Source organism: Nitrospira japonica (assembly GCF_900169565.1).
Classification (GTDB): domain Bacteria; phylum Nitrospirota; class Nitrospiria; order Nitrospirales; family Nitrospiraceae; genus Nitrospira_C; species Nitrospira_C japonica_A.
Map to the genome: position 1 here is coordinate 1678349 of NZ_LT828648.1, position 25956 is coordinate 1704304.

General features: G+C 59.0%; 31 protein-coding genes. 23 read left to right on the forward strand and 8 right to left on the reverse strand.

Going from position 1 to position 25956, the window contains the following annotated elements; genetic code table 11:
- Positions 1-59: 59 nt before the first annotated feature.
- The 3 genes from NSJP_RS08030 to NSJP_RS08040 are packed head-to-tail and all read right to left on the reverse strand — an operon-like array spanning position 60 to position 4923.
- A complete protein-coding gene (locus tag NSJP_RS08030) occupies positions 60-704 on the reverse strand; it encodes a UdgX family uracil-DNA binding protein (protein WP_080886396.1) in 645 nt (214 codons plus the stop codon).
- Complete coding sequence (locus tag NSJP_RS08035; RefSeq protein WP_080886397.1) at positions 701-3733, reverse strand: DNA polymerase III subunit alpha; 3033 nt, start codon at positions 3731-3733, stop codon at positions 701-703. The genes NSJP_RS08030 and NSJP_RS08035 overlap by 4 nt, the downstream gene beginning before the upstream one ends.
- Positions 3730-4923 carry a DNA polymerase Y family protein gene (locus tag NSJP_RS08040; RefSeq protein ID WP_080886398.1) on the reverse strand — a complete coding sequence of 398 codons (1194 nt, stop codon included), beginning with the start codon at positions 4921-4923 and terminating at the stop codon, positions 3730-3732. The genes NSJP_RS08035 and NSJP_RS08040 overlap by 4 nt, the downstream gene beginning before the upstream one ends.
- A gap of 221 nt (positions 4924-5144) precedes the next feature.
- Here NSJP_RS08040 and NSJP_RS08045 point away from each other — a divergent pair, with 221 nt between their 5' ends.
- From NSJP_RS08045 to NSJP_RS08115, 15 genes are all read left to right on the forward strand, one after another.
- Positions 5145-5780 carry a Yip1 family protein gene (locus NSJP_RS08045; protein WP_080888538.1) on the forward strand — a complete coding sequence of 212 codons (636 nt, stop codon included), beginning with the start codon at positions 5145-5147 and terminating at the stop codon, positions 5778-5780.
- A 165-nt stretch (positions 5781-5945) separates the two neighbouring features.
- Positions 5946-6293 (forward strand): 30S ribosomal protein S6, encoded by a 348-nt coding sequence (gene rpsF, locus NSJP_RS08050; protein WP_080886399.1) that lies wholly within the window; start codon positions 5946-5948, stop codon positions 6291-6293.
- The gene (locus NSJP_RS08055; RefSeq protein ID WP_080886400.1) at positions 6280-6690 is read left to right on the forward strand and encodes a single-stranded DNA-binding protein; all 411 of its coding nucleotides are present in this window, start codon (positions 6280-6282) and stop codon (positions 6688-6690) included. Before rpsF ends, NSJP_RS08055 begins: the two co-directional genes overlap by 14 nt.
- A gap of 25 nt (positions 6691-6715) precedes the next feature.
- The gene (gene rpsR / locus NSJP_RS08060; protein WP_080886401.1) at positions 6716-6982 is read left to right on the forward strand and encodes a 30S ribosomal protein S18; all 267 of its coding nucleotides are present in this window, start codon (positions 6716-6718) and stop codon (positions 6980-6982) included.
- Positions 6983-6992: 10 nt separating this feature from the next.
- Positions 6993-7607 (forward strand): YceD family protein, encoded by a 615-nt coding sequence (locus NSJP_RS08065; RefSeq protein ID WP_080886402.1) that lies wholly within the window; start codon positions 6993-6995, stop codon positions 7605-7607.
- 54 nt (positions 7608-7661) lie between these two features.
- Positions 7662-7847 (forward strand): 50S ribosomal protein L32, encoded by a 186-nt coding sequence (gene rpmF / locus NSJP_RS08070; protein WP_080886403.1) that lies wholly within the window; start codon positions 7662-7664, stop codon positions 7845-7847.
- Between the two features lie 257 nt (positions 7848-8104).
- Complete coding sequence (gene plsX / locus NSJP_RS08075; RefSeq protein WP_080886404.1) at positions 8105-9130, forward strand: phosphate acyltransferase PlsX; 1026 nt, start codon at positions 8105-8107, stop codon at positions 9128-9130.
- The gene (locus NSJP_RS08080; RefSeq protein ID WP_080886405.1) at positions 9127-10101 is read left to right on the forward strand and encodes a beta-ketoacyl-ACP synthase III; all 975 of its coding nucleotides are present in this window, start codon (positions 9127-9129) and stop codon (positions 10099-10101) included. Before plsX ends, NSJP_RS08080 begins: the two co-directional genes overlap by 4 nt.
- 105 nt (positions 10102-10206) lie before the next feature.
- Positions 10207-11142 carry an ACP S-malonyltransferase gene (gene fabD, locus NSJP_RS08085; protein ID WP_080886406.1) on the forward strand — a complete coding sequence of 312 codons (936 nt, stop codon included), beginning with the start codon at positions 10207-10209 and terminating at the stop codon, positions 11140-11142.
- Between the two features lie 57 nt (positions 11143-11199).
- Positions 11200-11946 carry a 3-oxoacyl-[acyl-carrier-protein] reductase gene (gene fabG, locus NSJP_RS08090; protein ID WP_080886407.1) on the forward strand — a complete coding sequence of 249 codons (747 nt, stop codon included), beginning with the start codon at positions 11200-11202 and terminating at the stop codon, positions 11944-11946.
- Positions 11947-12077: 131 nt separating this feature from the next.
- Positions 12078-12311 carry an acyl carrier protein gene (gene acpP / locus NSJP_RS08095; RefSeq protein WP_080886408.1) on the forward strand — a complete coding sequence of 78 codons (234 nt, stop codon included), beginning with the start codon at positions 12078-12080 and terminating at the stop codon, positions 12309-12311.
- A 12-nt stretch (positions 12312-12323) separates the two neighbouring features.
- Positions 12324-13574 carry a beta-ketoacyl-ACP synthase II gene (fabF, locus tag NSJP_RS08100; protein ID WP_080886409.1) on the forward strand — a complete coding sequence of 417 codons (1251 nt, stop codon included), beginning with the start codon at positions 12324-12326 and terminating at the stop codon, positions 13572-13574.
- A 30-nt stretch (positions 13575-13604) separates the two neighbouring features.
- Entirely contained in the window at positions 13605-14312 is a 708-nt protein-coding gene (gene rnc / locus NSJP_RS08105; RefSeq protein ID WP_080886410.1) for a ribonuclease III, read from the forward strand.
- A gap of 97 nt (positions 14313-14409) precedes the next feature.
- Positions 14410-15000, forward strand: a complete 591-nt coding sequence (locus NSJP_RS08110; RefSeq protein WP_231989513.1) for a peptidylprolyl isomerase — start codon at positions 14410-14412, stop codon at positions 14998-15000.
- Between the two features lie 12 nt (positions 15001-15012).
- Positions 15013-15621, forward strand: coding sequence for a peptidylprolyl isomerase (locus NSJP_RS08115; protein ID WP_080886411.1), 609 nt, complete (start codon positions 15013-15015; stop codon positions 15619-15621).
- Between the two features lie 137 nt (positions 15622-15758).
- Here NSJP_RS08115 and NSJP_RS08120 read toward each other — a convergent pair whose 3' ends face one another.
- Both NSJP_RS08120 and NSJP_RS08125 read right to left on the reverse strand, forming a co-directional pair.
- Entirely contained in the window at positions 15759-16457 is a 699-nt protein-coding gene (locus tag NSJP_RS08120; protein ID WP_080886412.1) for a hypothetical protein, read from the reverse strand.
- Positions 16454-17515: an NHL repeat-containing protein gene (locus NSJP_RS08125; protein ID WP_080886413.1), complete on the reverse strand. Its 1062-nt coding sequence runs from the start codon at positions 17513-17515 to the stop codon at positions 16454-16456. Before NSJP_RS08125 ends, NSJP_RS08120 begins: the two co-directional genes overlap by 4 nt.
- A 148-nt stretch (positions 17516-17663) precedes the next feature.
- Between NSJP_RS08125 and folD the strand changes: the two genes are divergently transcribed.
- The 4 genes from folD to NSJP_RS08145 all read left to right on the forward strand — a co-directional run bounded on the left by folD (position 17664) and on the right by NSJP_RS08145 (position 21070).
- Entirely contained in the window at positions 17664-18524 is an 861-nt protein-coding gene (folD, locus tag NSJP_RS08130; protein WP_080888540.1) for a bifunctional methylenetetrahydrofolate dehydrogenase/methenyltetrahydrofolate cyclohydrolase FolD, read from the forward strand.
- Positions 18525-18556: 32 nt separating this feature from the next.
- Positions 18557-19444: a methylenetetrahydrofolate reductase gene (locus NSJP_RS08135; RefSeq protein WP_080886414.1), complete on the forward strand. Its 888-nt coding sequence runs from the start codon at positions 18557-18559 to the stop codon at positions 19442-19444.
- On the forward strand, positions 19441-20229 hold the full coding sequence (panB, locus tag NSJP_RS08140) for a 3-methyl-2-oxobutanoate hydroxymethyltransferase (protein ID WP_331714209.1): 789 nt from the start codon (positions 19441-19443) through the stop codon (positions 20227-20229). The genes NSJP_RS08135 and panB overlap by 4 nt, the downstream gene beginning before the upstream one ends.
- A gap of 64 nt (positions 20230-20293) precedes the next feature.
- Positions 20294-21070, forward strand: a complete 777-nt coding sequence (locus NSJP_RS08145) for a sterol desaturase family protein (protein ID WP_080886416.1) — start codon at positions 20294-20296, stop codon at positions 21068-21070.
- A gap of 18 nt (positions 21071-21088) precedes the next feature.
- Here the strand turns inward: NSJP_RS08145 and NSJP_RS08150 are convergent, their stop codons facing one another.
- The 3 genes from NSJP_RS08150 to NSJP_RS08160 all read right to left on the reverse strand — a co-directional run bounded on the left by NSJP_RS08150 (position 21089) and on the right by NSJP_RS08160 (position 22764).
- Positions 21089-21898 (reverse strand): symmetrical bis(5'-nucleosyl)-tetraphosphatase, encoded by an 810-nt coding sequence (locus tag NSJP_RS08150; RefSeq protein WP_080886417.1) that lies wholly within the window; start codon positions 21896-21898, stop codon positions 21089-21091.
- 131 nt (positions 21899-22029) lie between these two features.
- Positions 22030-22428: a preQ(1) synthase gene (gene queF / locus NSJP_RS08155; protein WP_155969989.1), complete on the reverse strand. Its 399-nt coding sequence runs from the start codon at positions 22426-22428 to the stop codon at positions 22030-22032.
- Between the two features lie 87 nt (positions 22429-22515).
- A complete protein-coding gene (locus NSJP_RS08160; protein ID WP_080886419.1) occupies positions 22516-22764 on the reverse strand; it encodes a methylenetetrahydrofolate reductase C-terminal domain-containing protein in 249 nt (82 codons plus the stop codon).
- A gap of 410 nt (positions 22765-23174) precedes the next feature.
- Between NSJP_RS08160 and NSJP_RS08165 the strand changes: the two genes are divergently transcribed.
- From NSJP_RS08165 to NSJP_RS08180, 4 genes are read left to right on the forward strand one after another with little or no spacing between them, the layout of a single operon-like run.
- Positions 23175-24077, forward strand: a complete 903-nt coding sequence (locus tag NSJP_RS08165) for a thiamine pyrophosphate-dependent enzyme (RefSeq protein ID WP_080886420.1) — start codon at positions 23175-23177, stop codon at positions 24075-24077.
- A 23-nt stretch (positions 24078-24100) separates the two neighbouring features.
- The gene (locus NSJP_RS08170) at positions 24101-24817 is read left to right on the forward strand and encodes a 2-oxoacid:acceptor oxidoreductase family protein (RefSeq protein WP_080886421.1); all 717 of its coding nucleotides are present in this window, start codon (positions 24101-24103) and stop codon (positions 24815-24817) included.
- Between the two features lie 9 nt (positions 24818-24826).
- On the forward strand, positions 24827-25150 hold the full coding sequence (locus tag NSJP_RS08175; RefSeq protein ID WP_197685498.1) for a pyruvate ferredoxin oxidoreductase: 324 nt from the start codon (positions 24827-24829) through the stop codon (positions 25148-25150).
- Between the two features lie 22 nt (positions 25151-25172).
- Positions 25173-25937, forward strand: coding sequence for a carbon monoxide dehydrogenase beta subunit family protein (locus NSJP_RS08180; RefSeq protein ID WP_080886422.1), 765 nt, complete (start codon positions 25173-25175; stop codon positions 25935-25937).
- Positions 25938-25956: the final 19 nt, after the last annotated feature.

The window sequence follows — 25956 nt, forward strand, 5'->3', positions numbered from 1 at the left end:
GGCGCAGCGTTGCGCTCTCGAGTTGTGAAAAGCCCGTCTATGGCTCCGGTTGACATGGGCTAGGCTGCCTGGTTGCGTACGAATCGTCCGATGCGTCGAAGATCCTCGACCAAGCGACCAAATGCTTCACTGCGCGCGGCTGCGTCCGGATATCGGAGAATCGCCGAGGGGTGGATCGTCACAAATACGTGGGTTGCCAGTGCGGTATCCCACGGCCGACCTCTTAACTCGCTCAGTCGGACCGTCTTGGCGAATACCGATTGCGCGGCCGTGACACCGAGGCAAACGAGTGCATGCGGCTTCAACACCGAGACCTCTGCCTGCAGCCAGGGCCGGCATGCAGCCACTTCGGCGGCCGACGGCCGCTTGTGTTTGCGCTTCTTGCCTTGCGGTTCCCATTTGAAATGTTTGACGGCATTGGTGACGTACACCTTGTCGCGTGCAATGCCCGCTTCGGCCAGGGCCCGATTCAACAGGGCTCCAGCCGGTCCGACGAAGGGCCGTCCCATCCGGTCTTCTTGATCGCCCGGTTGTTCGCCGACGAACACGATTGAGGGATGGCGTGGTCCCTCTCCGAAGACTGTTTGCGTGGCGGTCCGATAGAGATCGCAGCCGGTGCAGCAGGCCGCCGCACGCCGGAGAGCGGGAGGAGTCAGTCTTGGGGGAATGAACGAAGCGGCGGATTGGAAAGGATGCAGTTTCACAAACCATCATACCATGGCTCGGAGGACAGCGATGGGGAGGACTCGTCTTTCGATACGCGATCGAGAAAACGTAGGTCCGAAACCGTGATGGTCAGGGCACCGAAGGAGCTTTCCACCACCCCGCATACCACATATGGCCGTCTGGACGACAGAAGTCGATGGCAGCGCCGGTAGACGTCCGGAAACAGGGTCGCATCATAGAGGGCGGTGGTGTCTTCCAGAGTGATAAATTCCATTGGAAGGCCGTCTTTGGTTTCTACCGGCTTTTCCGTGACGAGCCATCCCACCATGGTGATGTGGCGTCCGATGAACCGACCCATTTGTGAAGCCGGCACCGGCCGCACTCGCTCAATCTGATTCCGATACTGTGTCAGAGGATGGCGGGTCGCCAAAAAACCGAACGATTCGATCTCATGGGCCAATGTCTGTTTGGGAGCGTAGTCATCGGGTATCGGCAACGGATCGGGCTCGGAAGTGCCCGCGTAGAGCCGCCAGAGCAGGGCCGGACGGGTCAATTCGCCGGCGATGGAATCGCAGCAGCCTGCGCGAACGAGCGCTCGAGCCTGCTCCGTGTCGGGGTTGATGCGCTGGAGAAAATCCCGAAAGGAGCGATACGGACCGTGAGCCGTCCGCTCCTTGACGATTCGGACGCAGAACTCTTCCGGCAGTGTCTTGACCTGCATCAGCCCCATGCGCAGCCGCTCACCTTCTCCCCGGTAGGCCCAGTCGCTGGCATTCACATCCGGAAGGAGGATCGCCAATCCCATTCGGCGTGCCTCGGAAAGATACGCGAGCGTCGAATAGAACCCGCCGTGATTACTGATGACGGCCGCCATGAATTCCGCCGGATAATGGGCACGAAGATAGGCTGACTTGAATGAGACCTGCGCATAGCTGGCTGAGTGAGGTTTGCAGAAGCTGTAGCCGGCGAAGCTCATGATCATCGCCCAAATCTTCCCGACCACTTCCGGCGAGGCTCCGTTGCCCGCCGCGCCAAAGCAAAATTGCCGATAATAGTCTTGCAATTGCCGCCGCTTGTGCTTTTTGCTGATGATCTTGCGGAGGTGATCCGCATCTTCCACGGAAAACCCGGCCAGAGCCATCGCCACCTTCGTGACGTCCTCCTGGTACACCATGATGCCGAACGTCTCGCGCAGGATGGGTTCGATCAGCCGGTGCAACGGTTCGTAGGGTTCTCCGTGGGCGCGTCGGACAAATTCATGGACGAAGGTGATGGCGGCCGGTCTGACGAGCGACGACACGATGACCAGGTAGTCGAACACGTCGGGGGTCGGCTGCCGGTCCGGCGGCATGCCGAGCCAGAGTTTTTTCAATAGCAGCCTCGTGGCCGGCGATTCGATGTAGAAGCACCCGATCGTATCGCCTCGTTTGATGAGATCTTGCGTGGCCCGGTCGTGCAAGGGATCCCAGGCCGCGTAGTCGATGTGGCGGCCCGTATGACGCGCGACGGCCTCCAGCGCATCGCGGATGACGGCCAGCGAACGGTTCCCCAGGATGTCGATTTTGACCAGACCCGCTTCTTCCGCCTGATCTTTTTCCCATTGAATAACCGGCCGGTTTTTGACCGTCCGTTCGATGGGCACATACCGTCTGACGTCATCGGGCGTGATCACCACGCCTCCGCAGTGCAGGGAGAGATGGCGGAAATGATTCTGTGCCCGCAGTGCCTGCCTCAAAATTTCAGGCCACGGGGCATTCAGGCCGAGGGCCGTTACGATCGCACGGAGCCACTGCGCGCCGGTTGGGGCATCAACGAAGGTCTGTTCACGAATGATGCGGGAGGTTACGGTCGAAATGTCCCCGGCCGGCATGCCGTAGACTTTCGCGGTTTCGCGGATGGCGGCGCGGAGGCCGAGATGGTTTTGGTTTGCGACCATTGCCGCCCGCCCGGCGTACTGCGTGAAGATTGTCTCGAATACCGCCTCGCGTTCATCCCAAGGAAAATCGATGTCGATATCGGGTGGATCGGTGCGGCCCGGATTCAAAAACCGCTCGAAGAACAGATTGTGCTTGAGCGGGTCCACGTGCGTGATCTTCAGGCAGTAGGACACGATTGACGCCGCCACCGAGCCGCGGCCGCACGTTTCGGATGTTCCGACGAGTTCGTGCACCACCAGAAAATAACGAGCGAAGCGTTTCTGCCGGATGATCCCGAGCTCTTTTTCAATGCGCTCCCGGATCTCCGGCGAGAGCGCGCCATATCGTTCGGACGCACCCGCATAGGTGCGCAGGCGAAGGGTGTCGAATGCCTCGTCGTCCTTGAGGCTTCCGAAGGAAGGCGCGGCGACGTCGTGAACGGCCCACTTGCTGTGACAGGACTCGGCGATCCGGACCGTATTGTCCAGCGCCGCCGGCGCATGGGGGAAGTGCAAGGCCATCCGAGCAGGCGGCATCAGCCATTGAGACGGTCCGCAGCAGGCTTCGGCTGGCAATCGCGACAGCGTGGTGTTGAGGGCGACCGCGCGCAGCAGACGGTGTGTGCCGTAGGCGTCCGGGCGTGCAAAATACACCCGGTTGGTGGCGACCGGCGGCAGCCCGCTGCGGCGGCTGAACTGCAACGTTCCGTACATGGCGGGACCGGGCGTCAATTCCACATAGAGATCGCGAGTGGATTGCGTAGCCCACGCGGAAAGGGCCGCCTCGTCGTCGGTGAAAATGATCAAGCCCTGGCGATGGCGGGCCACGGCGGAAAGAACATCGAATGGCCGATCGCCGTGCCGTTCGGACAATAGACGACAGAGATTGGCATAGCCCTCCGGTGTTTTGACCAGCAGCACGGCGCGGTGGCCGGCGGTCGTCAGTTCGGCGCCGAGAATGGGCCGCAGTCCCCGCTGCAGGGCGAGATCAATAAATCGGATGGCACCGTAGAGCCCGTTGGTATCGGTCAATGCCAGACAGGAGAGGCCTTGTTGCTGCGTTACGGCACACAACTCGTCGAGGGGAGATACGCCGCGCATGGGCGAGTAACTCGAATGGACATGAAGATGAACGAACGGAGGAGGCGTCATGGCCTGACCGCACCCCAAGAAACGGCTTGCACGCCGAACTTGGCGCGGATCCGGTCCACAGCCAGAGAGAGACGCTGGTGCACCGGCGGCGTCGAGGCCGGCCATGTTTCGAACAGTTCAAGCTGGTCGATCGGAGACTCCAATTGATCGACCTGAAGCGTGACGTGTTGCAGCCGGACGCGTCGCCGGAAGCACCGGATGAACAGACGTCTGAGGACCGGCTGGAGATCGGCCTCCCAACAGGTCGCATGGTGAAGCCGTTGTTGGGCGAGCTGGTGCTGGTGATCGCTGTGTCGAACGAGGAGCTGCAGGCGCCGGCAGACTCGCCCTTGCTGCCGAAGAGTCGCGCAGAGATTCTCCAAGAGGACATATAAACGTTTCAGCAGCCTGTCGTCATCGATCTCATCGGGATTCAGTCCGAGCGACTGTTCGATTGCCGGTTGATCGGCCGGAGAACGCACAGGGGACGGATCGACTCCCGATGCCCAATCATGCAGCCACGTGGCCGCAGCGCCGAAAGCCGATTGCAGGTGAACCAGCGGTACGGATGAAACGGCTCCCATGGTCTTCAGATTCAAGTCTTCCAGCCGTTGCAGAATGTGTGACGCGCGCACGTGCCGCGCGTGATGCTGGAGGCCTGGAAGCCATGCGGCCGGCAAGGGGGCGAGAAACGATTGTTCCGAGCCGGCTTGAATGGAGAGTATGTGCGGTGATGCGGTGAGAGAGGTCGCCGCCAGCTGCGAAACCAGCTTGCTGCCTGCCAGTCCGATGACAGTCTGTAATCCTTGCTGCCGGGTCAATGCCCGCCCGAGGCGGGAAACCGTATCGATGGGAGGGCCGAAGCAGCGAGCCGTTCCGGTGAGATCCAGGAACAGGGCTCCGAGTCCGATCGATTCCCACGCCGGCGCGAACGGCAGAACGGTTCGTTGCACGGAGCGATGAGCCGCCCGCATTGACGGCAAGTCCGGCGGAATGAGCCGTAGGTTTGGACAGAGACGCCGGGCCAACTCGATTGGGATGCCGGGCCTCACGCCTTCCTGCATCGCTTCGCGAGAGGCTTCAAGGACCAAGGCGCGTGGAGTATGAAGAGGGGCCAGCACGACAGGACGGTTCCGCAGCACTGGGTCAGTGGCTTGGGCGAGGGCAATCCCAAAACATGGGATCTGCACGTAGGCGATATGGCGATCCATCACAAGCGTGCTCGATTGGAAGTATCCAATGGTTACAAATGAAGATGCCCGATGTCAATCATGCGGTGAGGCCGATGGCAACGGCGATTTGTATGCGGACTCACGCGTGCGTCATGAGTGATGGAGAACAGAATGTTGATGAGGGGTCATAAGAAAGCGTGAAAGAGCAATGCATGATTGGCAGCGTGCCATGCTCCCATTTTTGCTATATGTGTGGGTGCATGGTAGCTTCCGCGCGTACGATGAATCTGGTCGAGCGAGCAAAAAACATCGTGTGTCAGCCTGAGGCCGAATGGCCGGTGATCGAACCGGAGCAGATCTCCGCACAGGTGCTCTACACCGGATACATCATGCCGCTGGCCGCAATCGGGCCAGTTGCGATGCTGATCGGCATGTCCCTCATCGGCCTAGAGATCCCCTCCATTGGAACCGTGCGGATACCGCTTCCAACCTTGGTTCCCCAGGTGATGGTCGGCTACGGATTGGGATTGGCAGCTGTGTATGTGCTCGCTCTGATCATCGATGCGCTGGCGCCGACTTTCGGTGGCAAGAGAGATCGAATGCAGGCATTGAAGGTCGCGGCGTATGGCGCGACGGCTTCCTGGGTCGGCGGGATCTTTCATCTCGTGCCCGCGTTGGGCATCTTGGGGCTGTTGGCGGGATGCTATACGCTCTATCTATTTTCTTTGGGGCTGCCAGTCCTCATGAAGTCTCCGCCCGAGCGGTCTCTCGGCTATGCAATGGCGATCATGGTCGCCGCGATAGTACTGACCGCCGTCGTTGGGATACTCAGCGCCGTATTCGTGGAATTTCCGGCTCCTGGAGGTTCGATGTCGTCGGACCCGGTGTCGCCATAAGGGAATCTCGATCAACAGCCGGATGTCTCGAAGTACGTGGATACCTTCAAGGTTTGACAGCATTTTCATCCTTGTGTTAGGGTGCACCCTCTTTGCGCCTGGCTAAAGGCGCACCTACACCTCGCTCCGGACGTGATCCGGGGCCTTGTCCAGGAGGATGTCCGCATGGAGCTCTACGAGTCTCTGTTCATTATCCGTCCGTCCGTGACCGATGAGGAAACGAACGCGCTCATCGAAAAGATGAAAGCGGTCGCCGACAAGACTGGCGTACAGTTCATCAAAGCCGAGAATTGGGGTCGAAAGAAACTCGCGTACGAAGTCCGACGGGAACGGAAGGGCACGTACGTCTACTTTTATTTCAAAGCGCCCAATAATACCGTCGCCGAACTGGAGCGAGCCTATCGGCTCGAAGACAACATCATCAAGTTTCTGACGGTTCACCTCGAGAAGGAACTCGTGCCGCGTCGGGCCGCCGAGGCGCCATCGGAGGAATTTGCCGGTGGCAGGGTTTAACAAAGTCATCCTTCTCGGCAATCTCACGCGCAATCCGGAGCTGCGCTATACGCCCAACGGTACGCCGGTGGCGACGTTGGGGTTGGCGGTCAGCCGCCGGTATAAGCAGGGGGAAGATCTCAAAGAAGAGGTCTGCTTCGTGGATATCGTGGTGTTCGGTAAACAGGCCGAGCATTGCGGACAGTATTTGAGCAAAGGAAACGGCGTCATCGTGGAGGGCCGGCTGCAGCATCGACGCTGGGAAACCGAAGACGGGCAAAAGCGGAGCAAACACGAGGTTGTCGCACAGACCGTGACGTTCATGCCCAAACGAGGCGATACGGGCGGTGGCGGCGGCGGAAGCGATCCCGCCGGTCATCATGAGGAACCGGCCTACGAATACGAAGACCCGCAATAAGCGGTGATCGCGAAGGAGAGCAGCGATGGAACGAGAACGAGGTGGCAGCGGTGGTGGTCGGGGTGACGGAGGCGGGCGGTTTTTCCAGCGCCGGCGCCCATGCCGTTTCTGCGTGGAAAAAGGACCGATTGATTTCAAGGACGTCGGTCTCCTGCGCAATTTTCTGACCGAGCGCGGACGTATCGTCCCGCGCCGCATCTCCGGCAACTGTTTGGGACATCAGCGTGAATTGACGACCGCGGTGAAACGCGCCCGTCATATTGCCTTGATCAGTTTCGCCGAAGAGCGATAGTACGGTTGTCATGCTGGCTGGTGCGGCGATGGGACTGCTCACACCGCTGATCGCGGAAATCACCGCCGAGAACCTCTCGCTGGTCGGAGAAGTGACGGCCGACGAACTGGGGTTGACGGAACGGGACGCCGTGATTCGCGCTCCGCTGTCGGTGAGCCTTGATCTCATGAAGGCGGACGACATGATCGCCGTCACAGGGGTCGTAGAAGGCACGGCGGTCCGGCAGTGCGTCCGCTGTCTACGGGAATACGACGACGCACTGGCATTTTCCGTCCATGCGGCATATGCACGTGAGGGTAAAGAAGCCACGAAGGATCCTCACCCAGGCGGGCGCCAGACCCGGACCTCCGATGTCCGTAAAGGCAAGCCTGTGCATGGAAAAGGTGAGCCTGTCGCGGAGGAAGAGGCTGAGGATGACGATCGATATTTTTATCAGGGCGATCACCTGGACTTGGCCCCGATGCTTCGCGAACACGTGATCCTGGCCGCGCCCATGCAGCCGATCTGCCGCGAAGAGTGTGCCGGTTTGTGCCCGCGTTGCGGCCAGGATTTGAATGAAGGACCCTGTCAGTGTCCGGCGGAGCCGGTCCCGACGGCATTCAGGGTCATCCGGAACATGAAATAATCGGGCGACACCCGGCGGATCACCGGCCGGTATCGACCGCTTGGAGGAATAACCATGCCGAATCCGAAACATAAACATTCCCGAGCCCGACGTGACAAGCGGCGCACGCAGAAGCTGCGGGTCACGCCTCCGGGCATGTCCGTGTGCCCTCAATGCCACGAACTCAAGCTGCCGCATTACACCTGCCTCAATTGCGGAACATATAAGGGCAAGGCCGTCATCCAGGTCGAAGAAGTCTAGGACGGATGGCAAAGCCGGCGCGCGTCTGGTGGCCCGGACGCACCGCTGGCGCGAGCCGATGGATTCATCAGAGTGCCCGCGCCGAGGCGGAGCCTGGTACGCGAAACAGGTCAAATTGAGATGCGGAATGGCCTGCTTCGAGTCCCCTGTTGTGTCGTCCGGGCTTCTGCTATAAGCTTCCAGGGCCGATGACGAACGCCTCCAGTGTCGCGGCTGATCAACCGAATCTTCAAGCACGAGTGACCACACCATCGCGGATGAAAATTGCGCTCGATGCGATGGGGGGAGACCACGGTCCCGCCCCCTGTATCGAGGGCGCCCTGTCCGCCGCGCAGGATTTCGACGTAGATGTCGTACTCGTCGGTGACGAGAAGGTTCTGGCCGACGAATGCCGCCGGCTGGGCTCTACCGATCCCCGCCTATCCATCAAACACGCGCCCCAGGTCGTCGAGATGCACGAATCGCCGGCCACCGTGGCCAGGAAGAAGCGCGATTCCTCGATCTGGATCGCGACGGAGTTGGTCAAGAACGGCGAAGCCGACGCCGTCGTCAGCCCCGGCAATACCGGGGCCAGCATGGTGGCTTCGTTTTTCGTGCTGGGCTTGACCAAGGGGGTCGAACGTCCGGCGATCGCTACGAGTTTGCCGACTCTGACAGGGGAAGCCATCCTGCTGGACGTCGGTGCCAATGTCGATTGCACCGCCCAGCACTTGACTCAATTTGCCATCATGGGCAACGAATACGGCAAACACCTGTTTCGCAAGCCGAACCCCCGGGTCGGGCTTCTCAGCATCGGCGAAGAGGACAGCAAGGGCAATGAAGTGACGAAGGAGGCGTTCAAGATCCTGAAAGGGAGCGCCCTGAACTTCGTCGGGAACGTTGAGGGACGAGACGTCTATAGCGGGAACGCGGACGTCGTCGTGTGCGACGGATTTATCGGAAACGTCGCCCTCAAAATTTCCGAGGGCGTGGCCGAGACGATCAAAAAACTCCTATTCAAGGAAATCTCCGGGTCGCTGCTCGGGCGGCTCGCCTATCCGCTGATCGCCTCGCCGCTCCGAAATCTGAAGCGCCGGATCGATTACGCCGAATTCGGCGGCGCGCCGCTTCTGGGCGTCAACGGCATCACGATGATTTGTCACGGCCGTTCATCCGCCAAAGCGATCAAGAACGCCATTCGGCGCGCAAAAGGATTGGCCGAGAGCCGGGTCGATGAATTGATCCAGCGGGACATCGAAGAAAGTCTGGCCCAAAGCCGGCTGCCGGAGGAGCCGTCGACATGAGGGCGCGCATTACCGGTACCGGGTCCTATGCTCCGCCGAAGGTCCTGACCAACCGCGATCTCGAAGCCATGGTGGCTACCTCGGATGAATGGATCATCGAACGCACCGGCATCCGTGAACGGCGCGTCGCGGCATCGGGCGAGGCCTGCTCGGACTTGGCGGTGAGGGCGGCGGAGCAAGCCCTTCGTGCCGCCGGCGTTCGTGCCGAGGATCTCGACCTCATCCTTCTGGCCACCTGCACCGGCGATTATCCTCTTCCCGCCACGGCGTGCTTGGTTCAGCATCGGCTCGGAGCCGTGCGCGCAGCGGCCTGTGATCTCTCCGCCGCCTGTTGCGGGTTCGTGTATGCCCTGTCCGTTGCGGATGCGTACGTGCGGACCGGTATGCGGCATGTGCTGGTGATCGGCTCCGAGGTCATGTCGGCCATCCTCGACTGGAGCGACCGCAATACCTGTATCCTGTTCGGCGACGGGGCGGGTGCGGCGGTGGTCAGTGGTGTCCAAGGCGATGCAGGGATTCTGTCGACTCATCTCCGCTCCGACGGCGGACTGCATGAATTGATCGCCGTGCCGGCCGGAGGATCCCGGCTTCCGCTGTCCGAGAAAGTCATCGCGGAGAAAATGAACTGCGTCAAGATGAAGGGTAATGAGACGTTCAAGGTTGCGGTGCGCATGTTGGAAGAAATCGCCCGCGAAACGTTGGCATCGAACAATCTTACGGTTGAGGACATCGATTTGTACGTGCCTCATCAGGCCAACATCCGCATCTTAAAAGCGGTCGCCGAGCGTTTGGGCCTTCCACTCGAGAAGATCATGTTGAATCTGGATCGTTACGGCAATACGTCGGCGGCCTCGATTCCCATCGCGCTCGATGAAGCGGTTCGGCAAGGTCGGATCAAAGAGGGATCGCTGGTGATGCTGGGCGCGTTCGGCGCGGGGCTGACTTGGGCCTCGGCCCTCATACGATGGTAGCCCCCTGTTCGCCTCCGGCGCGGCTCACGGAGGGAAAGCTCGTGTGCGCGGCGGGGAACTTTTCCCGTTGACATTCCAAGGGATTTCTTAGATATCTAGCCCTCTATGACTGCAGGAATCGGATTGATTTTTCCGGGCCAAGGGTCCCAGTCCGTCGGGATGGGAAAGGCACTGTATGAGGCTCAGCCCGCGCTGAAACAGGTCTATGACGAGGCCTCCTCGGTGCTGGGATACGACGTCGCGGCCTTGTGTTTCGAAGGGCCCGCCGAACGCCTAAATCTGACCGAGTATACCCAGCCGGCATTGTTGGTCAGCAGCATCGCCGCGCTTCGGGCGCTCGAACCGGCGGCCATCAAGCCGGTCGCCGTAGCCGGTCACAGCCTAGGCGAATATTCCGCGCTGGTGGCGGCCGGGGGGCTTTCGTTCGGAGACGCAGTCCGCATTGTTCAGAAACGAGGCCGGTATATGTCGGAAGCCGTGACGCCCGGCACCGGCTCGGTCGCCGCCCTGTTGGGATTGAGCGCGGATGCCGTCAGTGACGTGTGCCGCGAAGCCGCTTCGGCGGGTGTGGTTCAAGCCGCCAACTTCAATTCTCCCGGTCAAGTCGTCATCGCCGGTCAAAAAGCAGCCGTGGAACGCGCCATCGAAATCGCGAAAACAAAAGGCTGTAAAAAGGCCATCCCCTTGCCCGTCAGCGTCCCGGTCCATACGCCGTTGATGCAATCGGCCGCCGATCGGCTGGCCAAGGATCTTGCCGCGGTCTCCTGGTCGGACCTGGAAGTTCCTGTGATTACGAATGCGGAAGCCAAATCGTTGAAACGCGCGGCGGAGATCGCTCCATCCCTCGTCCGACAGCTTCCGTCGTCGGTGCTGTGGGAAGATTCGGTCCGGACGATGGCCGCAATGGGCGTCACGACGTTCGTTGAAGTCGGCCCCGGGGCCGTGCTGACCGGACTGATCAAGCGCATCGTGCCGGAGGTGGCGACGATGAACGTCAATGATCCCAAGTCGTTGGAAGCCGCGATTGCGGCCTTGAGATGACCCGGGATCGCCGGGGAAAGAGTCTTTCCCTGCCTCTGTAGAATTGAAAGGAGCGGCATGGCATCGTTGGAAGGTCGGGTGGCGATCGTAACCGGCGCAGCCCAGGGAATCGGGCGGGCCATTGCGGAATCGTTGGCGAAAGCGGGTGCGGATATCGTGGTGGCGGATCTCGATCCGGCCCGGTCAAAAGAGACGGTTTCGGCAGTCGAGCAGGCGGGGCGGAAAGCGCTCAACGTGAAGGTAAATGTCGCGGACGCCAACGACGCGAAGGCGATGGCCGATCACGTACTCAAGGAGTGGGGAAAGATCGATATCCTGGTCAACAATGCCGGAATCACGCGCGACGGTTTATTGCTGCGCATGAAGGAAGAGGATTGGAACCTGGTCCTCCAGGTCAATTTGACCGGAACGTTCAATTGCACGAAGGCGGTCTTGCAGCCGATGACCAAACAGCGTTATGGTCGCATCGTCAATATCGCGTCGATCGTCGGCGCTATGGGAAACGTCGGACAGGCCAATTATGCCGCCTCGAAAGCGGCGGTGATCGGATTCAGCAAGACGGTCGCCCGTGAGTATGCAAGCCGCAACGTCACCGTCAATGCGGTGGCGCCGGGATTCATCGACACGGCGATGACTCAGGGATTATCGACCGAGGTGAAGGAGACCCTGCAGAAACAGATTCCTCTCGGTCGGTTGGGGACCCCGCAGGACATTGCCGCGGCCGTCCGGTTTCTGGTATCGGAGGAAGCGGCGTATATTACCGGTCACGTGCTGCACGTGAACGGAGGAATGTTGATGTCATAACCCGTGCCGAGGCGGGATCGAATCGTCGTCGAGGCGCCGGATCATTGGGGTTGACGGGACGTTGTCGCGGCGGTTTCGGCCGGCAGCGGACGTGAGTTCACAGTATAGTATAGAAGGAGGGTGGGACAGCCATGGCAACGGTAGACGAACGGGTCAAGAAAATTATCGCCGAACAGCTGGGAGTCGAAGAAGACGAAGTGACGAGCGAAGCGAGCTTCGTAGAGGATCTTGGCGCCGATTCTCTCGACACGGTCGAGTTGGTGATGGCGCTGGAGGAAGAATTCGGCATTGAGATCCCCGATGAAGACGCGGAAAAAATTCTGACGGTCGGCAAGGCATTGGACTACATCAAGGAAAAAGCCTAAGCAGGGGCAGTCATGGTCGAGCGATCAATCAGGCGCATCGTCGTCACCGGATTGGGGTTGGTGACGCCGCTGGGTACCGGGGTGGAAAAGGTCTGGAAGGCGTTGTGCGCCGGTCAATCCGGAATCGGCCGCATTACGAAATTCGATCCCACCGGGTACGACGCTCAGATCGCAGGCGAAGTGAAGGATTTCGATCCCGCCCAGTTCATCGAAAAGAAAGAAATCAAGAAGATGGATGCGTTCATCCACTATGCGGTCGGGGCCGCGCAGTTGGCGGTGGACGATGCGGGACTGAAAGTCGCGCCGGAGGAAGCGACCAAGGTCGGCGTGTATATTGGGTCCGGTATCGGCGGCCTCGGCTCAATCGAGCACTATCATACCGTGCTCAAAGACAAGGGGCCCGGTCGCGTGTCTCCCTTTTTCATTCCCATGACGATCATCAATTTGGCGTCGGGTCAGGTGGCGATTCGGCTCGGGGCGAAGGGGCCGAACTCCTGCGCGGTGACCGCTTGTGCGACGGGTAATCACTGCATCGGCGATGCATTCAGGTTGATTCAGCGGGGCGATGCCGACGTGATGATCGCAGGGGGGGCCGAGGCGGCGATTACGACGCTCGGGGTGGCGGGATTTGCCGCCTCCAAGGCGCTTTCGTTCCGCAATGCCGAACCCACCAAGGCCAGCCGTCCGTTCGACAAAGACCGCGACGGGTTCGTCCTGGGTGAAGGGGCCGGCGTGCTGGTTTTGGAAGAGCTCGAACACGCGAGGCGTCGCGGCGCCCGCATCTATGCCGAGCTCATTGGATACGGCATGAACAGCGATGCCTATCATATTACTGCGCCGTCCGAAGGGGGGGAGGGTGCCGTCAGGTGCATGGAACTGGCCCTCAAGGACGCCGGGATTCGCAAAGACCAAGTCGGCTACATCAACGCTCACGGTACGTCGACGATGGCGGACGCCATTGAAACCAAGGCGATCAAGCAGGTCTTCGGGGACCGCGCATTTCAAATTCCCGTGAGTTCGACGAAATCCATGACGGGGCATCTGCTCGGTGCAGCCGGTGGCATCGAGGCTGTATTCACCGTGCTCGCCCTGCATCACGGGATGCTGCCTCCCACCATCAACCTTGATAACCCCGATCCCGAATGCGACCTCGACTACATTCCCCACAAGGCCAGACCCGCGTCGGTGTCCGTCGCCTTGTCGAATTCCTTCGGATTCGGCGGCGTCAACGCGTGCCTGTTGTTTAAGAACCCCGACGCGTAGCCGTTCTTCGCAGGGAATGCGCGGGCTCCCATGACGCCCACCAATTCGATCGACGTCTTACAGCAATCCTTGGCCTACCAATTTGCCGACGCAGCTCTTCTGCAGGAGGCCTTGACGCACTCCTCGTACGTTCATGAGCGGAGGCCGATCGGTGCAGCCCATAATGAGCGGCTCGAATTCTTGGGCGATGCCGTGCTGTCGCTGGTGATCAGCGAATATCTGGCCTCGCGGTTGTCCCATTGTTCGGAAGGAGCGTTGTCGAAACTCAAGGCCAAGCTCGTGAGTGAGTCCTCGCTGGTACGGGTCGCCAGGCGAATCAAGCTGGGCGAGCATCTCAGGCTAGGTCGTGGAGAGGAGCGTTCCAAAGGACGCGAAAAGCAATCCCTGCTGTCCGACGCAGTGGAAGCGGTCATTGCCGCCGTTCATCTGGACGGAGGATATGGGGCGAGCCGCGCGGTGACGCTGCGTCTGTTTGAGGACGAACTTCGTTCGTCCACCGACCAGGGAACGTATCCCGGCGCTGAGGATTTCAAGACCCAATTCCAGGAGTGGTGTCAGAAACGGCACGAGATGCTTCCTCGCTACGACATTGTTCGAGAAACAGGGCCGGATCACAATAAGGTGTTCGAGGTTGTCGTTGTGGTGAAGGACGAGCCCGTCGGGCAGGGGACGGGACGGAGTAAGAAAGAGGCGGAGCAGTCCGCCGCGAGGCAGGCGTTGCAGCGGCTCGAGCGATAGACCGCGGCAGCCATGGTATGATGAGCCGTCGGTGGCTCTCGTGCCGAAAGTTTGCCGACATGATGAATCAGCAGGATCGCGATATCGTGAGGAGGACATGATGCAGATGTGGAAGCGGTTGATGGTAGGCGCGTGTCTCGGGGCAGGCCTCATTGCGGGAGCTTGGAATGCGGAGGGTGCCGACAAGATGTCCGGCAAGGCTGAAACGTCGCCAAGGGCGATCATCAAAACGAAGTTCGGCGACATGGAGATTGCGTTCTTTCCGGACAAGGCTCCCAAACATGTCGAGAATTTCCTGAAGCTGGCCAAGTCGGGATTTTACAACGGGACGATCTTTCACCGTGTGATTCCCGGCTTTATGATTCAAGGGGGCGATCCCAATACCAAAGACGTGAACAAACCCGAGACCTACGGCCAGGGCGGGCCGAACGAGCGGCTGAAGGCCGAGTTCAACGACATCCCGCATCGCCGCGGCATCGTGTCGATGGCGCGGACGAACGATCCCAACAGCGCCGGGTCACAGTTTTTCATCGTCGTGAAGGACTCGAATTTCTTGGACAATCAATACACGGTATTCGGCGAAGTCGTGAAAGGCCTCGAAGTGGCCGATCAGATCGCCAACCTGCCGAGAAATCCCCGCGACCTTCCGACCGAGCGGGTGGAAATGACGATTACCCTGGTGAATTAGCGGAGACCTCCGATGCGAGTGTGCCGTCTTCTGTCGAAGATCGTCGCGATTGCCGCGATCGGGCTCGTGGTCGGCTGCGGTGGAAAAACAGAGGTCGTTCCGTCGCTGCCGCCGCCGGACCATGGCCCCAAAGCGATTATCAAGACCAAGTTCGGCGAGATGCACATGAAGTTCTATCCGGACCTTGCGCCCAAGCACGTCGAGAATTTCCTCAAATTGGCCAGGTCCGGCTTCTACAACGGCACGATTTTTCATCGGGTCATTCCCGGCTTTATGATCCAGGGGGGCGATCCGAACACCAAGAGTTCTCTTCGCAAGGAAACCTACGGTCAGGGAGGCCCCAAGGATGAAAAGGGGAATCCGATCCTGCTGAAAGCCGAATTTTCCGAAACACCTCACAAGCGCGGCATCGTGTCGATGGCCCGTGCGAATGAACCGGATACTGCCGGATCCCAGTTTTTCATCGTCGTGGAAGTCTCGCCGTTCCTCGATCGCAAGTACACCGTCTTCGGTGAAATTACGCGAGGGCTGGGGGTGGCGGACAAGATTGCTGGCCTGCCTCGGAACGACCACGATTTGCCGAACGAACGGGTCGAGATGACGATAACCGTCATCGAATAAGCTGACTCCCCCAACGACGACGCCTCCGCGTAGAATACCAAGATTCCCGCATGAAACGATTCCCGTCGTGTGACGGACCCATCTCAGTGGTTCGCTTCACGGGCGCGGCCGGATCGTCCGCAACCCCGTGTGTGTGATTAATGATGGTGGTGTTCGCAACCAGGGCCGTGGACGTGGGGTTCCGGGGAGGGGGGCGCGAAGGATTGATTGGGGAGCACGATGCGACCGGCTTCGTGCTGCTTCGTGAGGTGCGCCGCAATCTCAGGATGATAGGCGCGGACGTATCCGACGAGGCCGGCCAGAAATCGCTGAGATTGAAATCCCGCGCCGGAAAATTCCGAAACGAAACGAATCGACCGATCCAGCACCTCGGGGGCGAGGGTTGCGTCGGCGATCTGCTGAGGATTCTGTTTTTTGAACGAGTCGTATTCCTTTTTCAGGTGTTCGGCGAAGATGGGCATCGGGGCAGAGGGTACGTGAAGCGGGCTCAGCGTCCGTCGAAGAGCTTGGATCGCAGTGATGATTTCCGCGTCCTGTCCGTCGCGCCGATCCTGGAAATAACTGAACGTGACCACTTCGACGAGATTGTACAGGGCGACGGCTTTTTCACCCCCGAAATCCGCCAGTTGCCTGTAGAACTCACGTCGTAGCGGCATGAAGTGCTCTCCCAGCCGCTTCTGCTGATAGTCGCTTCCTGACTCCAAATAGTCGCAATCTTGAGGGCAGGCAATCCGAACGATCCGGTGTTCTCCGCAGCAAAGAGGGCAGATCAGGCCGCCCAAGGCCGGACAGGAGCGTTTGCCCTTACGTTGCTTGCAGTAGAGGCACTGACTCATTTGGTTGCTCCCCCGGCTCCCGGTTTTGGCGGCGGAGGGACAAAGCCATAGTCGGCGAGGGTGCGCTTTTCCTGCTTGGACTTGCCTTCGGACGGTGTTTCCAGGCCGTTCATCTCGGCCGCATGAGCCGACTCGTAAGGCACCAGGATCAGATTATTGGTGCGATCGATGCCGAGATCTCCAGGCGACGGGAGATATTCGGCAATGACTTGAAATCGTTTGTCCCACGTCATGCGCCAGACTTTCCCCGTCGTAAAGTCCGAAACGTACATGTTCGCCCAACGATCGAAATCGACGCCCCTCAAGTTCGCGAATCGGCTCGAGAAGAATCCGTTGGACACCAATTCGGTGAGATGTCCGTCCGGGCTGATCTCGAAGATTTTCCCTTTGTCCCAACTCACCGCGATCAACTGCCCGGATTTGGGGTGAAGGGCCAGCCCAGTCGGACCGGCGAGGTGAGGATCGGCGATCAAGAGCGAGACTTTTCCGGAATCGATCTCGACGCGATAGATGCGGTTGGCCCGCTGGTCCGAACAATACAGCAACCGCTTACCGTCGAATGCCACATCGGTGAGGGACGCAGCGGAGGAACCGCCGCCCATACCGCTCGGGATCGTCACGGTCCCCGTCGAGTGACCGGTGGCGGTGTCGAACCCTCGGACGGCATCAAGGTCGGCGACGTACAAGGTGCTGCCGGCGAGGGCCATGCCTTTGGGGGCGTGAAGCGTCACGCCGTTCTTACCCCCCTGGATGAACTTCAGACTGGTCAGCTTGCCGCTGGCGTCCAGTTTCGTAATGAAGCCGTTGTTATCCGCTTGCTCCGGCTCTCCATTGACGCTGGAGATGAAATATTCATTCCCCGCGGGTCCGCTAACGAAACTGTACGGCGATTGGAGATCGACGACGGTCACCTGTGCGGCGGCTTGATGGACGGCGACGATCCCGATCAGCCAGACGCCGAGCAAAGTGCCCAGGTGGCGACGTCCGATGATGTGAGAGAATGGTGGGGAAATGGTGATCACGAATGGATTGGCATGATAGCCATGGTAATGAATCATCGTAGCCGTGCCGCGCAGAATCTGTCAAGAAACCGCGGCGAGAGCCGTCCAAGGCCTGACCGCGGCGCACGTTGACTTGCACAAAAATGCCCTGTTAAGGTGCGCGTTTAATGGAACGATTCGTTGGCTGACAGGAACGGAGGGAGCCGTGGCAGCGAAACTCATTGATGGGAAAGCATTGGCACAACAGGTTCGGGACGGATTGGCGGCCCAGGCGGCGAAAGTCTTGGCCAAGACGGGAACGAAACCTGGACTGGCGACCATTTTGGTGGGGGATGATCCTGCGTCTCACGTGTACGTCAAGAACAAGCAGAAGGCGTGTGAATTGGCGGGCATCTACGTGGACGACCACAAGTTGCCCTCCAGCACGACCCAGGCCGAACTGCTGGCCTTGATCGACAAGAAAAACGCCGATCCGAAAATCCACGGGATCCTCGTGCAGCTCCCGCTGCCGAAACATATCGACAGCAAAGTGATCTTGGAAGCAGTGTCTCCGGACAAAGATGCAGACGGGTTTCACCCCTATAACTTCGGCCGGTTGGTCGAGGGGCATCCTGTATTTGAAGCCTGCACGCCGAAGGGCGTGATCAAGATGATCGAGTCCACCGGCGTGACCATCGAAGGTAAACGTGCCGTCGTGCTCGGGCGGAGCAACATCGTGGGCAAGCCGTTGGCGCTGATGCTGTTGCAGCGTAATGCCACGGTCACCATCTGTCATTCGAAGACAAAAGACCTGGCTGCCGTGTGTCGCGAGGCAGACCTCCTGCTTGTGGCCATCGGAAAGGCCAAGTTCGTCACAGCCGACATGGTCCGCGAGGGAGCCGTCGTCATCGACGTCGGCACGAACAAGACGTCGGATGGCAAACTGTGCGGAGACGTCGATTTTGAGCCGGTGAGCCAAAAGGCAGGCTGGATCAGTCCGGTACCCGGCGGAGTCGGTCCGATGACGATCGCGATGTTGCTGGACAATACCGTGGAGTCTGCTAGGAGAATGGCAGGAATCGCGTAGGAGGAGGCGGGGAGCGAGCGAGAAGGAAGAATATGACGCGGGAGCCGAGTCGACTAAAAGACGTCCTTGATCGTAAACAGTTTGCCGTGACGGTCGAGTATAACCCTCCCAAGGGGACGAACGTCACCGGCCTGCTGGACAATGCCAGGCAGCTGGTGGGTCGAGTACACGGCGTTAATGTGACCGACAACACGGCCGCCGTGGTCCGCGCCGGATCGTTGCCGGTCTGCCGGTTATTGTACGAGTTGGGGCACGACCCGGTGATGCAGTTGACCTGCCGGGATCGGAACCGAATCGCCATGCAATCGGATTTGATGGGCGCGCATCTGCTGGGCATCAGGAACGTCCTGTGCTTGACCGGCGACTATCCCACGGTCGGCGATCACAAGGATGCCAAACCGGTCTATGATTTGGATTCGGTCCAGGTCATGCAGTTGGTACAGGGCCTCAATGACGGCCGCGACATGGCGGGCAACAAGCTCGACGGCGCCACGGCGTTTCAGATCGGCGCCGCAGTCACGCCCGAAGCCGATCCGTTGGGACCGATGCTCGCCAAATTCGAGGTCAAAGTCAAAGCCGGTGCGGGCTTCTTTCAGACGCAGGCCATCTACAATCCGGAACAGTTTGCGAGCTTCATGACGGCGGTTCGTCCGTTCAAGGTCAAGGTGCTTGCCGGCATTCTGGTATTGCGAAACGCCAAGATGGCTGAATTCATGAACGCCCATATCCCCGGTGTGTCCGTCCCCCAAGCGATGATCGATGAATTGCGGGCCGCAGGCGACAAATCGGAGGATGCCGGCGTGGAGATCGCCGTCCGAACGATTGCCGCGGTGCGACCTCACTGCGACGGGGTTCATATCATGGCCATCAAAGCAACGCATCGGCTTGGAGAGATCCTCACCAAATCAGGCATTGGATGATGAAAGTTCCGGATCTTCGCCGGTACAAGCACGGAAAACGGCTGATCGTTGTGACGGCCTACGACGCCTTGTTTGCCCGCATCATCGAACAGGCAGGGATCGAGACAATTCTGGTCGGCGACTCATTGGGGGTCGTCGTGCAAGGCAAAGCCAATACCCTGTCCGTTTCCATGGACGAGATGCTGTATCACACGAAGTTGGTCGCCGGGGCGGCGCAACAGGCCCTCGTGGTCGGCGACATGCCTTTCATGTCGTATCAGGCCAGCCGGGAGGATGCCCTGCGCAACGCGGGACGGTTTCTACAGGTCGGCGCGCATGCCGTGAAACTTGAGGGTGGGTCGGCGGTGGTGGACCGCGTGCACGATATGACGCAAACCGGGATTCCGGTGGTCGGGCATCTGGGAATGACTCCGCAGTCCGTCAATCAATATGGCGGGTATAAGGTGCAAGGCAAGGAGGCGGCTCAGGCGGAAACGATGGTGCAGGACGCCAAGGCGCTGGAAGCGGCCGGTGCCGTGGCCATAGTATTGGAAGCGATGCCGGCCGACCTGGCCAAGTCGATTACGGATACACTTGCCATTCCGACGATCGGGATCGGCGCGGGACCCCATTGCGACGGACAGGTTTTGGTACTGTACGATCTGTTGGGGCTGTTCGATGACTTTGTTCCGAAGTTCGTCAAGCCGTACGCCCATCTCAAAGCCGACGCCCTCCAAGCGCTGCGCCGTTACAAAGAAGAGGTGGAACAGGGCAAATTCCCCTCGGACTCGGAAAGCTATCGGTAGGGTGGTAAATAGTTTCGCCCTAGTCTGACTGTCCAATCGGTCCCGGTTGGCAGGAGTTGGGTTCATGGAATGGTTCGAGTGGGTCTTCACTCGAGAGTTTCGGCAGTACCTCCTGGCTCATGATCTCGTTTTTCCCCTTCTTTTTCTGATCCGACTGCTCGGCGTGACCGCCATCGAATTGATCCGGCCGGCCAGAAAGGTCGAGTACAGCAGAGTCATCGTCTATGACTTCGCCGTTTTTCTCCTCTATCAGTTCATCATCTTTCCTATCGCAGGGTACATCGACTTGTGGATCGCAGTGCGTCCGAATCTGCCGGACGTCGTCTTGAATCTTCCACTGCCTCTGCGTGTCACGGCCTATTTCGTGATCGCAGATTTCGGTCACTATTGGATCCACTGGTTGATGCATACGGCGCCTGTCTGGCGCATCCACAAGTGGCATCATGTGCCGACGTACATGTACTGGCTTGCCGGCGTCCGAGCGACCATCCCGCAGCAGGTGATCGTGAATCTTCCCTATATCTTCGCCTACTCTTTTCTGGATCTCTCGCCTTGGTGGATGTACCTGGCGATCGGCATGTTCAATGCCCTTCAGAACGACTGGATGCACATGAACGTCGCCTGGAGATTCAAGTGGCTCGAATGGCTGATCGTGACCCCACGGTATCATCATATCCATCACAGTAATCGTCCCGAACATTACACGGCAAATCTCGCCGCTCTTTTTACGGTTTGGGATCGATTGTTCGGAACCTATGTGGACCCCGACAAGGTTTCGGAACCGCTGTCGTTTGGAATCGGAGAAAAGGTGCCTCTTCCCCGGCTTGCGCTGGGCGTGTGAGAAAACGGCCAATGGCGGTTAGCGGTTTGGTCGCGGACCTTCAACTTGGAAGACGGCACGATCTTCGAACCTGACGGCTGTCAGATATCGACCCCATACACATCCGCTGTCGATGGCCAAATGGTTGGGCTTGAGTTGCAGCCCCAAGGCGGCCCAATGGCCGGTGACAATGGTGGTATCGGCGCTTCGACGGCCGGGGATACGGAACCAAGGTACATAGCCGGGGGGGACATCTTTCGGAGCGCCGGAAAAGCCGGACATCTCCCCGGCCGGTGTACAGCTTCGAATTCGCGTCATCACTCGCGCCACACTGGCTCGCCGCATCCTTCCCGTCAGCGACGGATGCCAGGGTGGAAGCGAGGCATGAAAGAAGTCACGGAGAAATTCCCGGTACTCGGGTCCAGCCAGGGCTTCGTCCACCTCGTGCGCCAGTTGCATGGCGTCTGCCGCAGTCCATTGCGGGAGCAATCCGGCATGGACCATGAGGGCGGACTGGTCATGGACCAGAAGCGGGAGCTTTCGCAGCCAGTCCATCAACTCCGGACGATCGTCGGCTCCGAGGACGTCATCAATGGTGTCCTTGGGGCGCAATGTCACGATGCCTTCCGCTGCGGCGAGCAAAAAGAGATCGTGGTTGCCCAACACGGCCAACGCCGCTGTGCCGAGGTTCTTGATGAGGCGCAAGACTCCGAGCGAATCCGGCCCGCGATTGACGAGATCGCCGACGAACCACAAGCGGTCCCGGGTCGGATCAAAGTGGATTCGGTCGATCAGACGGGACAGTTGATCTCGGCAACCTTGCACGTCTCCGATTGCGTAGGTAGCCATCAGTCAAGAAATCGTTCAGTGTGATGCGTAGCGGTCATGTCGGGATTTCTTGATCTCGTCGGCAGGCAGGCTCGGCGGCTTGAGGGGGTTGAGCGAGCCGGAGCCGTAGTCGACAATGGAGCTGACCGCCGTCAAGGGTAGCGGGCTTCGATGACGCTCCGCAGCCCCCCGCGCGCGGCAAAGGTGCCGGTCACCTTTGCCCAAACGGGCCGGCAGGCCGTTACGACATCCTGGAGCACGCGATTGACGGAGTTCTCATAGAAGATTCCGAGATTGCGGTAGGCGTGGATGTACATCTTCAGAGATTTGAGCTCCAGGCAATCCTTGTCCGGCATGTAGTGAATCGTGATCGTGCCGAAATCCGGCAGCCCGGTCTTCGGACAAATGGCCGTATATTCGGGAATCTCGATGGTGATCTCGTAGCCCTTATATTGGTTAGGAAACGTTTCGATATCCGGCAAAGGGGCTGTAATACCGCTCTTGGCATGCCGATCGTTATACCCCAACTTCGTCTTGGACCTGCGGGTCATCTTCTGACTACCTCGTTCTGCCATGGTGTCGCGGCGGGCAGGCGTGTTAACGGCCGTCGGATTGTCCGACCTGAGAGCCGCGTAGACTTACAGCTGTTTCATCCACTCGGTCTGGCCGATTTTTTCCAGTTCGATAAACAACGAAACCCAGGGGCATTTCATCTCGGGATACACCTCGCAGAGCCCTCCTTTTCGCACGCCCCCGCAGGGACCGTGGCTCATGAATTTCGGGCATTCGGCCTTTAACGAATTATCGGGGATGGGAGGGCGCTTATGGACGCCGCCCACATGTTGGGCTCCCTCATCTTCCCCGGGGATCATGACGCGCTGGTTCATAGTTCTAGTGTAGACACATTCGGCTGAATCGGCAATGTCCGTTATGCTTGGAGCGAGAGTACATGCTCGCCTATGTCGCGGTTTTCCGCAAGTGGAGAATGGGGTTAGGGCGAATGGCCTATCGAAAGATGTGATGCTAGGCCTTCTTTCGGCGATAGTGGGCCTTCTGAGAAGTTGCGTTGATTATCAGGAAGTTATAGACTTTGACACAGTCGTGTCCGATCAGTAGGGAAGCAACATTGCCGTTGACAGTCTTTTTTCGGCTTTGCTACGATGATCGAACTTTTGAAAGTCTGTGGAAGTATCAACGCAGTTCTTCCAGCCTCGATTTCCTGCAGGTTTGTTGCGCACAATCATAGTTGTTCACCGGCCGGTTGGGTGCCGGTGTTACGAGAGAGGGAGGTGTCCCGATGAGTCTTGATTATGTGAAATTCTCCAATGGGTTTGAAAAGTTCATGCCGAAAGAATATCGGGACATGGTCGAGCACGGTCCCTTCGGCAAGAAGATCTCCGTCTCTCAAATGGGTAGCTTCAAGGAAGTACTCGAAGAACACCCGATGTGCGCCGGTTGCGCAATGACCCTCTTTATCAGGCTCGCCATGATCGCGTTCCCCAATCCCGAAGACACCATCACCGTCGGCACCGCCGGCTGCGGTCGTCTGGCGATTTCCCAGGCCGCCATCCCGTTTGTCTACGGCAATTATGGAGACCAGAACGGCGTTGCCAGCGGTCTTTCCCGTGGGCTCCGTCTTCGGTTTGGTGATAAGCCCAAGGATGTGGTCGTAATGGCCGGCGACGGCGGTACGGCTGACATTGGATTCCAGCAGGTGCTCCATTCCTGGTTCCGGAAAGAGCGGTTCACGACGATCATGTTGGACAACGAGGTCTATGGCAATACCGGCGGTCAGGAGAGCGGCATGACCAACCGCGGCGCCGTGCTGAAGATGGCTCCGCTGGGCAAGAAGTTTGAAAAGATGGACATGGTGCAAATGGCCAAGGTTGCCGGGTGCGCCTATGTCGCCACGGTGGTGCCGAATAATCCGCGCCGCGTCGAAAGCGTTATCAAGAAAGCCGTGTTGATTGCCCGCGAAGTCGGATCCACCTATATCCAAGCGTATACGTCCTGCAACATCGAATACGCGATTCCGACCGATAAAGTCATGGAAGATGCGAAGACGGTCGAGAACGACCGCTATGCCTTCTCCGAGTACGTCAGCGACGAGGCCAAGCAGTACTTGACCGAACGGTACGGCTACAAGGAGTTTCTCGCCAAGCCGGCTGCTCCTGCCGGGGCGATTCCGAGCAAGGCCTAATACCCAGAGAAGGGAGACCGACCATGGCAAAGCGATTTAACATTCGGATGGCAGGTGTTGGAGGTCAAGGGGTCGTGACGGGATCTCACATCTTGAGTACGGCCGTCATCAACGCCGGCGGGGAAAGCACGATTGTTCCATTCTATGGGTCGGAAAAGCGGATGGCGCCGGTCGAGAGCTATGTCCGCGTGTCGGACGAAGCGATTTATGAGATCGGCGAGATCACGTTCCCGCACATCATCATCATCTTCCATCCCCAGGTCATCACCCACGGCAAGTCCTATACGATGCCGTTCTACTTTGGGTTGAAGGAAGACGGAGTCGCATTGATCAACAACGACGGGCCGATGAGGTTGCACAAAGACCAAGCCCGCGAATTGGAAGAGCGCCGCGCGAAACTCTATTATTTCCCCGCGACCAAGATTTCGTTGGAAGTTGCCGGGATGGATCTCGCCACCAACATGGCGCTGATGGGCTGTATCGGTGCCATCACGGGGTTGACGAACATGGCGGGGTTGGACCAGGCAGTGAAAGACCGATTCCTCGGGAAAGGGTTCGTCGTTTCAGGCGGTACCGCGGCGTTGGACAGTGTGGTCGAGCGGAAGTTCAAGAAGAAGCAAGAATTGATCGAGAAAAATGTCGCCGTGATGCGGGCAGGGTGGAATTACGCCGTCGATCACGGATGGGCGGCCGCAGACGTCAAGCGGGCGGAAGAGCCCGTAGCGGCTGCCAACGCCTAAAGGAGCACCATGTATCTCGTAGCCGATATCGATGTCGAAATTTGTGCCGCGAAGAGTTGCAAGCTCTGCACGCAGTATTGTCCGGAAGCCAATACCATTCTGTACAGCGATGAGATGGGCAAGGACAAGGGGTTCAAGTACGGATCCGCCTATGTCGCCGTGGACCGGTGCAAGGGCTGCGCACAGTGCGTATGGGTTTGCGACAATATGGCGAAGAACAACGCCATCAAAATGATCATGATCGATCAATTGCCGAAAGCCGCTTTGACCGACAACATCACCTACGGCGAAAAGAGCACTACCGCGGTCCTGGCGAGTCCCGTAGTCGGGTAAGCACCAGAAAGGGGAGTTGGGCGTGGCGACGACACCAGATACAAGAGAAAAAATCATTGTCCCGGGGCCTGCCGGGTTTCATCCTCCTTCTGCGGCGCAGCTGGGCGTGGCGCTTCCCGATCCCGGTCAGGGGCTCTATTACGGTCTGCTGGAGCCCAACGAGGAAAAGGTGATCGAGGAAATGGCGCGGAAGATGTTGACCAGTCCGAACGCCACGATTTTCCCCGGTCCGTTGCTCCTGTGGGCGTGGAATGACCACGCGGTGGAAAAGGCCAAGGCCACGCTGGAAATCGCCGCGCAGATTCCCGAAGTCATGATCATTCCGATGCCGGATTATCGCCCGAAGTATCCGAAGATCGATCCGGAAGAAGTCATCAACCCCAATCATCCGAATTTGACAATTTGGGGCAACAAGATCGAAGCGTGCATTTTTATCGGTGTCCATTGCCATTACGCGAATCTGACGTTGAAGATGATCCGGGCGGGAACGAATTGCTGCACAATGGCGATCTGTGCGGAGCAAGGCCATGAGGATGCCATGCTCACGATTCGAGACTCCGATACCGCAAAGATCAAGCGGGTCGCGCAGATCTTCAAGAAGGTTCGTGAAGAAATGGGCATCAAGTTGCCGGAAAGCGGCGAGAACGTCCGGTTCACCGGTACGCAGTCCAAAGTCCATGACGGGAAGACTCACACGAATCCGGCGGCCTTTGCTCCGACCCCCGGCGGGGCAGGCAGTGCGGCCATGTTCGGTCATTCCGCAGAACACATGAAACGAGAAGGGTAGCTGAGCGAATCGGCTCATC